Source organism: Micromonospora sp. WMMC415, assembly GCF_009707425.1.
Lineage (GTDB): Bacteria > Actinomycetota > Actinomycetes > Mycobacteriales > Micromonosporaceae > Micromonospora.
On the sequence record NZ_CP046104.1, the window covers coordinates 5,371,142 to 5,383,872 of the forward strand.

Below are 12,731 nucleotides of genomic sequence, written 5' to 3' on the forward strand. Positions count from 1 at the left end.
CTTTCCCGCCTGAGCGGACGTGATCACAGGGATAGCCGGTACCAGGAGTTGGCGGTGATCACGTGCAAGACGGCTCCGCGGCCGACCGCCGTGACCTGAGCCGGCAGCGGAGCCCCGCCGGGCAGCACGAGCCGGTACTCGCCGACGACGCGCATCGCCGGGCCCGTCAGGTCACCGACGATGAGGCGGTCATGCTGCGGTCCGTACCCGCCGAGCAAGCCGATCCGGGTGCCGCTGACCGCCACCGCCCTCGCCCCGTCGACCTGGTTGCGCCAGCCGGTGACCGCGCCATCGCGGATCTGCGCGATGGGGAAGTCGGTGTAGTAGCAGGTCCACACCGCGCCGTCGGTGACGTTGAGGGCGTAGCAGTCGCTGATGGCATCCCACTCGTTGTCCACGTGGGACGGGAATCGCCACTCCGGCTTCAGCTGGGGTGAGAAGCGCATCAATCCGCTGCTGCCGATTGGTGCGGCGGCGTTGGTGTCGCCCCAGCCGTAGTTGCCGTAGACGCCCTCATCGAAGTACCCCACCCACACCTCGCCTGAGGTGGTGGTGAAGATGTGTTCGATGCCGTCGCCGAGCGTCGCCCGGGCCTCGATGCGCCCGGCGCTGTCGTAAACCGCGGCGTTGCGGTCCGGGCCGTCGGCCCGCCACCGGCACCGGGCCCCGACCACCAGCACCCGGCCCTGGGGCAAGGGCTGGACCGACGGGTGGGCCAGCGTCAACCCGGCCAGCGGCGTGACGTCGACCGTGTCGCCCGTCTGCCTGCTCACGCGGGCGGCCACGGGTCGGGCGGCCGTCGGGTCAGGGAAGGTCGCCCAACCCGGTTGCGTGGTGACCGACCGCAGCGCCGCCTCGTCCTTGCGCGCCGACCACAGCGCTACCAGCTCACCGGCAGGTCCGATCGACGCCGACACGAGCACATCACCACGCTCCGGCCGCACGAGGGGCACACCCTCGTCGAGCTCCCACGTCGGCAGCGCCCGGGTCTGCTTCGCGGTGCGCCGGCGGCCCTTCCACCCCTTCACCCCGACACCGCATCACCCCATCCGACCCTTCCGCCAGCCAGTTCCACCGCGACGAACACCACGAGCCAGCGGCTGGCCAGCCGCGAACAGAGCGCTCGCCACTACGGCAGCCGCTGGCACCCGTCCGAACGGGCGACATCACCGCGACCCAATCACCAACAAGGAGCATCAGCATGTTCGACACCTGCGCCGATGAGTTCGGCGAATACGCCCACGAGGAGATCCTGCAGGCCCTCGTGACACACCTGCTCACCAGCGGCGACCTGGACCAACTCTGCGACGACGCCGACCTGCCGCAGCTCACCCACGCCGACGGCACCCCGGTGACCATCGCCTCCGCCCGCGCCTACCGGGACGCCGGGGTGCTGACCCTCGACCGCGGGGTGTGGCTGGAGCTGTCCGACGGCAGCGTCTTCGGCCTGACCGTGACCGTCTCCCGCCGACCTTACGGCGAGGTCACCCTCCGCCGCCGCTAACCCCCAGCCCGGATCGACTTGATCGATTCGGGGCTGGCTGCGTTCCTTGTCGTCGCCACCGCCGGTGGCGGCGACACCCGATCGGGCAGCCCTCGTCTGCGGCTGCCCTGCAAGCACCTCACGGAGGTTGCTGGGCCGACCCTGCCACGGGCCGCGCCCGCCACCGCCGTCTCCGCCGCGCGGAAACCGCATTGCCCGCGCACCCGGAGACGGGTGCGCGGGCCCCCTACATGACAGGAGGATCCCGCATGGACCCTGCAGCCCCGCCCCCCAGCCCGACACCGGACGGCTCCGTCGACGATCGTCGGCGCGGCTACCTCTACCGGCAGGTCGCCGCCCATCTCGCCGCTCACCCCGATCAGGTCCTCACCGTCGGTGCGGTCACCAAGGCGCTGTCGGCGCGGTCGACCGGCGCGGTGTTCGAGGCGCTGAAGAAGATGGCCGCCGCCGGGTACGCCACCCACCACACCGGCCCGCACCGGTTCCAGATCACCCAGGCCGGGATCGACGCCGCCGGGGCGATGCCGCCGCCTGCCCCGCATACACCCCGCCAAGGACGTCGCGGGGCAGGTCGACGGCAGCCGGTCACCCGCCCGAACGGTGACCTGTACTTCCCGCGCAAGCTCGCGGGAGCCACCGATGTGGACGTGCTGCGCCGGCTACGCGACAAGCGTATCCCCGTGCTGTTGTACGGGCCGCCGGGCACCGGCAAGACCGCCCTGGTCGAGGCCGCGTTCCCGGACCTGCTCACCGTCGCCGGCACCGGCGACACCGTCGTCGAGGACTTCCTCGGCACCTTCATCCCCCTCCCCGACGGCGGGTTCGAATACGTGTACGGGCCCCTCGTGGTCGCGATGCGCGAGGGACGGGCGCTGCTCGTGGACGACGCCACCCTCATCCCCCCGAAGGTCCTCGCCGTCCTATATCCGGCGATGGACGGACGCCGAGTGATCACCATCCCCGGTTACCGCAACGAACGCGTGGAGGCGGTCGACGGGTTCTACGTCATCGCCGGCCACAACCCCGGCGTGCACGGCGCCATCCTCACCGAAGCCCTCGCCTCGCGGTTCGACGTGCACATCGAGGTCACCACCGACTGGGACCTCGCCCGCCACCTCGGCGTCCCCACCCCCGCCGTAAAGGCCGCGATCGCGCTGAACGCCGACCTCGCCGCCGGGCGCATCGGGTGGGCGCCGCAGCTGCGGGAGCTACTCGGCTTCGCCCGCGTCCGCAAAACCCTCGGCCTGCCCGCCGCCGTGGCCAACATGGCCGGCCGCGCCCCCGAGGACGACCGCGAACACGTCCTCGCCGCGCTGCGGCAGCACTTCGGCACCGACATCACCGCGCTGACCCTCGGCAAGCAACGCTGACAAGGAGAACACCCTCATGCCGCATCCCTCCCAGCATCTGCAGCCCGGCCCGGCAACGCCTACGGCCGGGGATCCGGACTGGCAGGTGTGGAGCGACGCGTGGACCCGACACGTCCCCACCCTGACCGGCCGCACCGACCTGACCGTCACCGTCGCCCCCGGCGCCGGCGGCGGCGCACCCGCCTGCTGCTACCCCGACGCCGGCCGCATCGAGGTCGACGCCACCTACATCGGCACCCCGAACGTCGCCAACCCCCGCCGCGCCGGCCACAAACGACTCGTGCCGACCGCTTACGGGCTGCTCGTGCACGAAGCCGCGCACGCCGCGCACAGCCGATGGCGCACCCCACCCGGCACCCCGCCGATTGTGGCCGCCGTCGCCGAGCTGTTGGAGGAGTCCCGCATCGAGAACCGGCAGCGCAGCCGCCGTCGCGCCGACCGGCGGTGGCTGCGGCACACCGTCACCACCCTCCTCGACCCCGGCGACGCCCCGGTGGACGACCCGTGGCACGCCGGCACCCTCGCCGCGCTGCTGCTCGCCCGCGTCGACGCCCGCATCCTGACGGCCAAAGACACCAGAGCGATCCGGGCCGCCGTCACCACCGTCCTGGGCCGTCAGCGGCTGCGGCAGCTGCGCGAGGTGTGGCGGCAGGCCCACACTGTCGACGACAGCGACGCCGAGCAGATGATCGAGCTGGCGTGGCGGTGGTGCCACCTCCTCGGCATCAACCCCCACCAACAGCCCACCGTCCCGACACCGGACGTGGGGATGTTCCCCGGCCAGCTCGCGGCAGCGCTCACCGACTACCTCGCCCACACCGCCGGCATGACACCGGCCGAATACACCGCCCACCACCTGGCGGCCCGACACGGGGCGCCCGCGACGTGGACCCGCCGCGACCCCACCGACCCGGAACGCGCCGCCGCCCGCACCCTCGCCGCCCGACTACGGCAAGCCCGCACCCACACTGTCGAGACCGACACCCGGCCCAGCCCGGTGCCACCGGGGCGGCTGCGCACCCGCCACGCCATCACCGCCCGCGCCCAAGCCGACGCCGGCGCAATCCCCACCGCAGCCCCGTGGCAGCGGCGCACCACCCTGCCACCGCCCAAGCCGACCCTGCACCTGGCCGTGCTCGTCGATACCTCCGGCTCCATGCGCCCCTACGCGACGGCGATGTCGTCGGCCGGGTGGATCCTCGCCCACGCCGCCCGCCACCGGGACGCCATCACCACCACGATCGCCTTCAGTGGTACCGCCACTCTGCTTGTGCCACCGCGCCACCGACCGGCCCACGTGCTCGAGATGACAGCCGCCGGCGGCACCAGCGGATTCATCGACGCGGTGAAACTCGCCGACACCCTCCTCAATCTGCGCCACCGTGGGGCGCTGCGGATGGTGGCCGTCGTCTCCGACGGCCAGCTACCCAACACCGACGCCGCCCAACGGCTGATCACCACCCTGCACCACACCGGTTGCCCGGTGCTGTGGCTGCGCCCCGCCGACCTGGACGGGCACACCTTCACCCACACCACCACTCTGCTGGTCGACGACCCGGTGCAGGCCGTCGACGCCATCGCTGACGCAGCTATCACCGCCCTCCAGCGGGCCTGACCACATCCAGCATCGGCAAGCCCGCCACCACCGGCCTGCCCCCGCAACCGGGCCGCCGCGCCGCCATTCGGTCCCGCCACAGGTGGAGCGCCTTTGCTGACGGCGGCTCCCCTTCCTTGCACCGCCGAACCAGGCCGTGCCCGGTCACCCCGCGCCGCCCGGGCACGGCCGCACGGCCGTGCCCGGGTTCCCACCCGACTACCAGCAGCGGCTTACATGCCGCCACCTGCCGGCCGCCGCCTACCAAGGCCGCGCCACCGGCACCTGCCTCGGCCTCGGCGCCGACCACGTCTCCCCCGCCCGCCAACCACCTGCCGAGGGCCCGGAACCGGCCGCGAGCTGCCCGGCGGCGGGGCTGCCCCCTCATCAGCCAACCACTTCCGCAGCCAAACGACGGCCGCGGAGCCCGTCACCAAAGGAGTTGCCCCATGCACCACGACCACCCGTCGCGGCTGCCGCTGACGTCGATCAGCGACCTGCTCGCCGCCGTGCCCTACCTGCTCGGCTTCCACCCCGCCGACAGCCTCGTCACCGTCGGCCTCACCGGCAAACGAGTCACCGTTGCCGGCCGCGCCGACCTCCCCGAGCCCGCGACCGTCACCGACTGGGTGCACGTCGCCGCCCGGCAGCACCTCGCCCTGCTGCGCAACGTCGACGCCACCACCGCGATCCTCATCGGTTACGGACCCGCCACGGCCGTCACCCCGGTCATCGACGCCCTCACCCCCCACGTCGAAGCGGCCGGCATCACCGTCCTCGACGCGCTGCGCGTCACCGACGGCCGCTACCACTCCTACCGGTGCCAGGACCCGCGCTGCTGCCCACCCGACGGGACGCCCTTCGACCCGCACCACAACCCCACCGCCCTGCACGCCATCGTGGCCGGACAGACCGCACTGCCCGACCGGGCAGCTCTCGTCGCCAGCGTCGCCCCCACCAGCTCGGCCGCCATGACCGCCGCCACCCGCCGGGCACAGCAACGACGGCTGACCGTCCTCACCGCCGCCGGGCGGGCCGGTGTCATCCGCGCCGGACAACAGGCCGTGAACGAGGCGGTCGCCACCTACGGGGCCGGCAACGTGCTCACCGACGATGAGGCGGCCTGGCTGACCGTCCTGTTGATCGACATCGCCGTCCGCGACCTCGCATCAGAGGCCACCGGCACCGAAGCCTGGCACCTCTCCCTGTGGACCGACCTCACCCGCCGCGCCGACCCCCACCTCGCCGCCGCCCCCGCCAGCCTGCTCGCCTTCACCGCCTGGCGGCAGGGCCAAGGCGCCCTCGCCGCCGTCGCTCTTGACCGCGCCCTGGCAGCCGACCCCGACTACCGGCTCGCCCGCCTCATCGACCACGCCCTGCGCCACGGCATCCCACCCACCGCCCTCAACGACGAGCCCGACCCCACCCTGTAGCCCGGAGCGAGGAGCACCAGCATGACCACCCCCGACGCGGCCCAGCAGCCGCCCACCCTGGAGTCCGTCCTGCGCCAGGCCTGGGACGCCTTCCACCCCGGCCAGCCCGCCCCACTGGGATGGCTCACCCACACCACCACCCAACTCCACGCCTACCTGCGCGAGCAGCACCCCACCCCACCCGCCCCGCCCTCGACCGAAACGACCTCCGTTACCCGCCTGCGCCGGCAGATGTGGCAGGCGCTGCGCGACGCCGCCGCCGAACACGACATCGACCCGGACGCCGCCGACCGCATCCTGCACAACGTCGACCTGCCCGGACTCCCCCGCCGCTGGCACGTCCGCCTCACCCTCCCCGTGAAGGTAGAGGTCACCGCCACCAGCCACGAGGACGCCTTCGACACCGCCGAAGACCTCATCGACACCGCCCTCACCGCCAGCGGCCACGACAGCAACATCGACTGGGACGCCGCCACCCGCGACGACGCCACCCCCGGCGACCTGGACACCGCCGCTGACGAACCCACCGACCTGCGATGACACCAAGCGGCCGAGACAACTCGCAGGTGGTCACGACCGGCCCCTGACGGGCCGTAGTGGCGGCGACTTGATCTATCCGGAAAGTCGAGCGTGACTGCACCCGGCCGCCGCCCCGGCGGACCCGACACCGACATCCCCACATCACTGGCCGGGGTGGCGGCCACACACCGCCCATATACGGCGAAAGGACCAGCCGCGGATGGTGCACCTCCGTCCGATACCCGCTGGCGTCACCGACGTACTGCCGTAGCTGATCCGCCACCAACGACGCCGCCGCTCACTCCCGACCGGACGGGCCAAATACGCCAACCTGCACTGCCCGTGAGGCAAACCGTGACCGCCGCCGCGCCGCCCCAACGTCAACAGGAGGAGCATTCATGGATCCCGCGCCCGACGCCAAGGTGTCCCATCACGCCCTTGGCGTCGGCGACCCCGACCTCGGCAAGTCGCGGCTGCTGTCGCGGCAGTGCGACACCTGCATCTTCGCCCCCGGCAACCGAATGCACCTGGCGCCCGGACGGTTGCGCGACCTCGTCGCCGAAGCCCGATCGCGGGAGTCGTTCATCATCTGCCATGACACACTCCCGCACTACAAGGACCCCGAGGTCGAACCGGCCATCTGCCGCGGCTTCGCCGACCGATACCGCACCCAGGCACTGCAACTCATCGAGCGCCTTTTCGGGTTCGTCGAGGTCGACCCGCCGCAGCCACCCCACCCCCACACGACACCGCCGCGAGGCCTCCACCCGTGACTCGAGCGCGTCAGCGATCTCATCGCCGCTACGAGGACTCGACGTGTTCACCCTAGTTCGGCCACGGCCGGAGGCCGTGGCCGAGGCGATCGGCCGAGCGCCCCGGACGGCCCGTCGCTACATGTCGGCCCTCCACGGGAAGATGACCACCGCGACGGCCGTGGCCGCCGCCTAACCTGCCCAGCGGGGCCGGCGTCCACCACGGCCGCCGGCCCCGCCAAGCCCGTCTACCCCGCTACCCCGCTACCCCGCTACCCGAGGAGGCCCTCATGCCTTGGCGTCCGTCGCCCGCGTCCCTGTCCTACGCCCCGGCCACCTACTCGTCGCACGACTACCGAGGCGAGGGCGAGATTTTCACGATCCGCTGCGCTGGCGAGGTTGTCGGCCACCTCACCCGGAAGGACTGGGAGTCGATTGGCTGGCTTCCCCGGCCGGGCCTCAGCGAAGAGGCCGGGATCGTGCGCGAGATCGTGGAGAACATCCTCCGGCGCTTCGCCGCGGAGGGCCGCCCCATGGTCGACGCCTGGGCGGAGATCCTGAATACGGCCCAGCACGACCGTCCCGTCACCGGCCCGCTGGACGGCTTTCGGCACCCGCTGGTCAACGACTAGCCCGCCGGTCACCGCTGGCCCGGTCGCGCTGCCGGTCGCCCCGCGCAGTCGGTCTCCGCGCCGTCCCGCTCTGGCCCGCGCTCTACCCGACCGACGACCCTCACGGGGTCGGCCGCCTGGCCGCCCGTCTCCGCGAGGCGTACGCGTGGTACGGCCGCGACGGTCTGGCCTGGGAGCTACGCCGGGCCGTCTACGACGTAGCGCGCAACCGCACCCGCACGCCCGAGGAGCGCCGCGCCCTCGTTGCCGGGACGCGCTACACGCTCGCCGGCGCCGAGCCGGCGTGGCTCATGCACCGCAATGCATATCGCTGGTCGCACCCTGGTGCCTGTTCGATCGCCCCGCCGTGTACCGCGCCACACGTGCCGGCCCACCGACACATCGGCCTCGGCCCCGCCGGTACGGTGCGCCGATGATCCGCACCCTCCTCCTGCCCGCCGTCGTGTTGCTGGCCGTCGCCGGATGCTCCAGCGGTAGTGAACCGAGCACCGCACCGACCAGCGCGGCACCGCCTCCCACCAGCGCCGCCCCCTCGCCCAGCGGAGCGCCCGGCGTCGACGGATACGCCCAACGAGCCTGCCAGAAGAACACCGAAGCCCAGGGCGCCAGCGGGGACAGCCTCGACACGCTGGCTGTAGTCGCCAACGAGGCGCAGGAGTCCACCGTGGAGGGAATCCGCCTGGCCGGCGCCATGCTGGATGAGCGCGTCAAGCTCGCCGAGGCGGCCAAGGGCGCTGATGACGAGGCTGCAATGGAGGCCCACGCGATTGCCGCCTCATTCGACCTGACTACCGCCTGCGCTAAGGCTGGCTTGGCCTACTAGCGCCAGACCAACGAAGCGCCCCCGGACTGGCGCCCGCACTGGTCAGGGGCTCTTCTGGGTTTACATGCCCGTCATCGCACCGCGCAGGCCCTCGTCGCGGGTAGTAACCGGTAAGGCCAGATAGGGCCTCGTGCGCCACCAGCTTCCGCCCGCAAGCCCGTCTATCCGTAACCGCGCGTCATTCCCTACCCCACCGCCTCGGCGAGCCACTGTGCCTCGGGGTCATGTCGGGTGTCACCGCAGACCCGTTTCCAAGAAGCCCAGGCACGTAATCTCAGGCCCTATGAGCGCCCACGAACAAGACAACACGACGCCGCCCCGCTGGCCCGCCGACCTCATCAACGACCTCTGCGCTTGGTTGGCCGACGAGCTAGGCGAGCCGCACCCCGCACCGCGCCGCACGTTCTGTCGGCCCGTCCCGACCCGCCGCCGCAGGCACGCTCGGCGCGCCTGAGCCCGTCGCCCAGGTCCCATGCCGTAACGTCGGAGCGAAGGCTCCAGTGGACTGGCACCATGATCGCTGATCAGTTCCTACCTGCCTGTGTGCGGATAGCGCTGGAGGGGTGAATGCCGTATCTGCCCGACCTGACCACGATGTTGGCCGACCACGCTCGGACCATCTGCGACGGCACTGAGTACGTCGTCGAGGCTCGTTGCGTTGGCGTGGTGGCGTTGCCAACCGGTCAGGTTGTCGCCTGCGATCCGTTGGTGGACGCGGATTCAGCGGCGCCCTTCACCGTCCCCGTTGCGCCAGGTCGCTATCAGCTGCGCGCATGGATCGCGACGGTCAACCAAAGCGGGAGCGAGCCGCAGGATCGCACCGCTGCTCTTCAACTCGTCATCACTGATCAGCCCACCGTGCGCTGGGAACTGGCGCTGACCGACGGACAGGAACCCACCGAACTGGAAACGGACGCGTTCTTCGGCTATCCCGTCGACGCGGGTGTCGGCACGCTGGCCGACATGGTGGCGGTGCGCGGCCTCGCCCGCTGGGAGTTCGACCAACTCGATGAGGTCTACATCCCGGCACAGGCGGCACCTGCACCCGCCGCCATTGATGCCATCACCGACGAGCCCAGCGGAGCGAACGTGATCACGGTTAGCTCCGGTTGGGGCGACGGCTTATACCCAACCTTCATCGGTTATGCCGCCAGCGGTGAAGTGACCAGCTACGTCACCGACTTCCTGGTCATCCCTCATCAGAGGAACTCGCCGATTCGCTGATCAGATCGGGGCTAGCGGCGCCGCCGCCGCGTGGTCGAACACCTGCTCGGATGGTGCCACTCGTCTACTGCCACCTGATGAGGTGCAGGCCTTGGCAGCCGGTCGCGAAGTGCCCGTCCGCGGGGTGCAGGGTCGCGGAGTGATAGGAGCCGGGATGGTTGGGATCGGGTCGCCGCAGGGCCATGTCGAGCAGGTACCGGGCGGTGCGCCGGAAGGCCGGCGTGGTGCCGGCCATGAAGAGGGTCTGGCTGTGCAGGCGTTGGTGGAACCTGTCCCGACACTCTCGCTGACGGGTCCGGCGGTTCATCTCGTGGACTTCGTCCCAGGTCGGCACGTCGTTCGGATTCCAGGAGACGGTATGCGGTGCGCCGCGGCCCAGCCGGTGGCGCACCTGCTTCCAGCGGTGCGGTGCGAACTGCAGGTCGACATGGCTCAAGACCAGGTCAACCTCGTCGGCGGTCACGGTCGCGCGTGAAGGATCCGGTTGTGTGGTGCCCCGCAGGGGTACGTGGATCAGCGTGTGCCGGGATCGGGCTGCCAGCATCCACAGGCCGGCAATGGTGAACGCCGCGGCGGCGTTGAGCTCGAGGGTGAACCACGGGTTGGTGTCGGACAGCACCGCCCCTCGAATCGGACTGGCAGGACGGACGACACGGTAATGCCTGGCGCCGAGCCGCCCGTGGTATGCGCGGATCTTGAGGATCATCTGCCGGCGAACTGCGTGCGGGCGTGCATCAACGCGAAGCCGAGCAGGTTCAGACCCTGCCACGGGCTCGGGTCGTGCGCGCGGGGGTCGGTGGCGGCCAGGCCGATACCCCAGACGCGGTCCACCGGGCTGGCCTCGACCAGCACCCTGCTGCTCGTGCCGGCCAGGTAGGTCGCCAGATCATCGTGCTGGATGAACTTGGCCACGTTCCCGGCGACGACCAGCTCGAAGCGGTGCGCGTCCCACACGGCCTGATAGAAACCCTTCACCTGGCGACCCAGAGCCTTGACCGCGCCCGGGTGCGATGCCGCGAGCATCTGTTCGGCCGTCGCGTCGTCACCGAACAGGCGGGCCTTGCCGACCATCATGTAGTGCTCAGCAGTGGCGTACCGGATTCCGTCGACGACGAACGGGGACGGCCACCACTGGCTCAGGCAGCCGGGGCCGATACTGCCGTCCGGCTGGGGTTGATGTCCCCAGAAAAACAAGTACTTGACCCGAGCGCCTCCAGCGGCGAGCGCGCGTAGCTCAACTAGGGTGCGCGGCGGCGGGATGGGCTCGGGCATGCCCAGCAGCGTGCCAGGCCCGTGCGGGAACGGGCCATGGGGTTTCGGCGCCACGAGGGTCTCTCACACCAGCCGGGGTAGGCGGCGTCCTGGTCACCCGGTCCAGCCACGGGCTGCGTCGGATGCATACCGGTTACAGCCCTACGGCTCGGTAGATGTCGGTGATGCAGGCACGTTGGACGTCTTCCCAGTCCTGTCCGTAGGCCCGCTCGGAGGCCGGGAAGGGGCCTTGGCTTTCCCGAACGACGGTGGCGAAGAACGCGAACAGGTTCCGCTCGCCGAAGCGTCGAGCCATGCAGTCAACGGCCAAGTGGCTGATGCCGTAGAAGGCGGCGACCTGGGTGGCGGTGGCGTTGCGGGGCAGCGGTTCCAGGCCGAGGGTGCGCATCCTCGGGCTTGCGCGCAGGTACTGGCGGGCTGCGGCGATGGTGGGCCCGGCGGTTGCCGGCCTGCCACCTGCCTCGATGTACTCGGCGATGCCTTCAGTGAGCCACTGGTTGACGTCGTAGATCTCGGCGCCGGCACGCGTGGTGCCATGCGAAGTGACGACGTGACCGAACTCGTGGCGCAGCAGCGCGGTCAGGTCGTTGCGGGCGCTGGTTCTGACCACGACTTCGTACTGGTGACTGCTCGCGGAGTAGGCGTAGCCGGCGTAGTTCGCACCGGGGCTGCCGCCGTTCCAGGTCCTCCACTCACGGTCACCCGCGAGGTAGACGATGTAACGCGGCGGGCGCGGCGCGCCCAACAGGGTGCTGTAGCGGTCCGTTGCGGCCGCCGCCCGCTCGGCTGCGGCCACCGCCACCGGCAGGCGCTCCTGTTGGCCGGGGGCGGCGGCGACGATGACCCGGTCCCCGGTGGCGACCGTCAGATCCGCGGACTCCCAGGGCAGGGGACGACCGGCGTGGTGGTCGCCCTTGGGCTGTTTGACGGCGGTGATCAGGTATCCGCCGCTGCTCACGCGCAGTCCGAAGTCCACCACCATGCGGAACCTGGGGGTTGGTCCGTGCAGGTAGCGGGTTTCCTTCGTCGGGGCGGGGCAGGTGGCGTTTGCGAAGCAGTACCACATGTCGATGTGGACGTTGGGGGCTTGTCCGTGGGCGAGGATCGGCGGAATGCTCATGGTGAATTCCGGGTCCCAGCGGGTGACCTGCAGGGCCCGCAGAATGCGGAACAGGTTCCGGTAGTGCTCGACAAGGGCTGCGTTGCCCGGGTCGACCGGCGCCATCCAACCGGCTTCGTCTCCCGCAAGGAGCGCTTGGCCTTGTGCGATGAGCTTCTGCTGGATGATGGCCCAGTCGTCGTTGCTCTGCGCCGGTGAGGGTGACCGGCGATGGCCGCCTGGGGGCGGTGGTGTCCCGCAACCAGCAGCGAGGGTCAGCGTCAACGCCAGCGACACGCCGTACCGTACGGCGCGGCGTGCGGCGCTCCGCCGGCGCTTCCTTCCCTCGGCGCAAGATGTGGCCGTGCACTTACCGTCCGTCCTCCCCATGGGTTTGACCATAATGGAGACAGGCGCCGTCGCTCTGCCCGGTCCATCGATGAAAGGCCGGCCGGTCGGATCGTCGCCGGGGCCCGGAGATGCGGCGTTGGGGTGGTCCATGCCCGCGA

13 protein-coding genes are annotated in these 12,731 nt (G+C 71.1%); 9 read left to right on the plus strand and 4 right to left on the minus strand.

What is annotated here, in order from left to right; all coding sequences use genetic code 11:
* Positions 1-23: 23 nt before the first annotated feature.
* A complete protein-coding gene (locus tag GKC29_RS25195) occupies positions 24-1,028 on the minus strand; it encodes a hypothetical protein (RefSeq protein WP_155333175.1) in 1,005 nt (334 codons plus the stop codon).
* Positions 1,029-1,201: 173 nt separating this feature from the next.
* Here GKC29_RS25195 and GKC29_RS25200 point away from each other — a divergent pair, with 173 nt between their 5' ends.
* From GKC29_RS25200 to GKC29_RS25240, 9 genes are all read left to right on the plus strand, one after another.
* Positions 1,202-1,504 (plus strand): hypothetical protein, encoded by a 303-nt coding sequence (locus tag GKC29_RS25200; protein WP_155333176.1) that lies wholly within the window; start codon positions 1,202-1,204, stop codon positions 1,502-1,504.
* A 248-nt stretch (positions 1,505-1,752) separates the two neighbouring features.
* Positions 1,753-2,874, plus strand: coding sequence for an AAA family ATPase (locus GKC29_RS25205; protein WP_155333177.1), 1,122 nt, complete (start codon positions 1,753-1,755; stop codon positions 2,872-2,874).
* A gap of 16 nt (positions 2,875-2,890) precedes the next feature.
* Complete coding sequence (locus tag GKC29_RS25210; RefSeq protein ID WP_155333178.1) at positions 2,891-4,489, plus strand: VWA domain-containing protein; 1,599 nt, start codon at positions 2,891-2,893, stop codon at positions 4,487-4,489.
* Between the two features lie 428 nt (positions 4,490-4,917).
* Positions 4,918-5,901: a DUF4192 domain-containing protein gene (locus tag GKC29_RS25215; protein ID WP_155333179.1), complete on the plus strand. Its 984-nt coding sequence runs from the start codon at positions 4,918-4,920 to the stop codon at positions 5,899-5,901.
* A gap of 21 nt (positions 5,902-5,922) precedes the next feature.
* Complete coding sequence (locus GKC29_RS25220) at positions 5,923-6,441, plus strand: hypothetical protein (protein WP_155333180.1); 519 nt, start codon at positions 5,923-5,925, stop codon at positions 6,439-6,441.
* A 377-nt stretch (positions 6,442-6,818) separates the two neighbouring features.
* On the plus strand, positions 6,819-7,193 hold the full coding sequence (locus GKC29_RS25225; RefSeq protein ID WP_155333181.1) for a hypothetical protein: 375 nt from the start codon (positions 6,819-6,821) through the stop codon (positions 7,191-7,193).
* A 269-nt stretch (positions 7,194-7,462) separates the two neighbouring features.
* Positions 7,463-7,804, plus strand: a complete 342-nt coding sequence (locus GKC29_RS25230; RefSeq protein ID WP_155333182.1) for a hypothetical protein — start codon at positions 7,463-7,465, stop codon at positions 7,802-7,804.
* Positions 7,805-8,216: 412 nt separating this feature from the next.
* Positions 8,217-8,627: a hypothetical protein gene (locus GKC29_RS25235; RefSeq protein ID WP_155333183.1), complete on the plus strand. Its 411-nt coding sequence runs from the start codon at positions 8,217-8,219 to the stop codon at positions 8,625-8,627.
* Between the two features lie 567 nt (positions 8,628-9,194).
* Positions 9,195-9,851 carry a DUF4241 domain-containing protein gene (locus GKC29_RS25240; RefSeq protein ID WP_155333184.1) on the plus strand — a complete coding sequence of 219 codons (657 nt, stop codon included), beginning with the start codon at positions 9,195-9,197 and terminating at the stop codon, positions 9,849-9,851.
* 64 nt (positions 9,852-9,915) lie between these two features.
* Here GKC29_RS25240 and GKC29_RS30175 read toward each other — a convergent pair whose 3' ends face one another.
* The 3 genes from GKC29_RS30175 to GKC29_RS25255 form a co-directional block, all read right to left on the minus strand.
* Positions 9,916-10,557: a hypothetical protein gene (locus GKC29_RS30175; protein ID WP_230688811.1), complete on the minus strand. Its 642-nt coding sequence runs from the start codon at positions 10,555-10,557 to the stop codon at positions 9,916-9,918.
* Positions 10,554-11,123 (minus strand): NADAR family protein, encoded by a 570-nt coding sequence (locus tag GKC29_RS25250; protein ID WP_155333185.1) that lies wholly within the window; start codon positions 11,121-11,123, stop codon positions 10,554-10,556. The genes GKC29_RS30175 and GKC29_RS25250 overlap by 4 nt, the downstream gene beginning before the upstream one ends.
* 133 nt (positions 11,124-11,256) lie before the next feature.
* Positions 11,257-12,519 (minus strand): hypothetical protein, encoded by a 1,263-nt coding sequence (locus GKC29_RS25255; protein ID WP_155333186.1) that lies wholly within the window; start codon positions 12,517-12,519, stop codon positions 11,257-11,259.
* Positions 12,520-12,731: the final 212 nt, after the last annotated feature.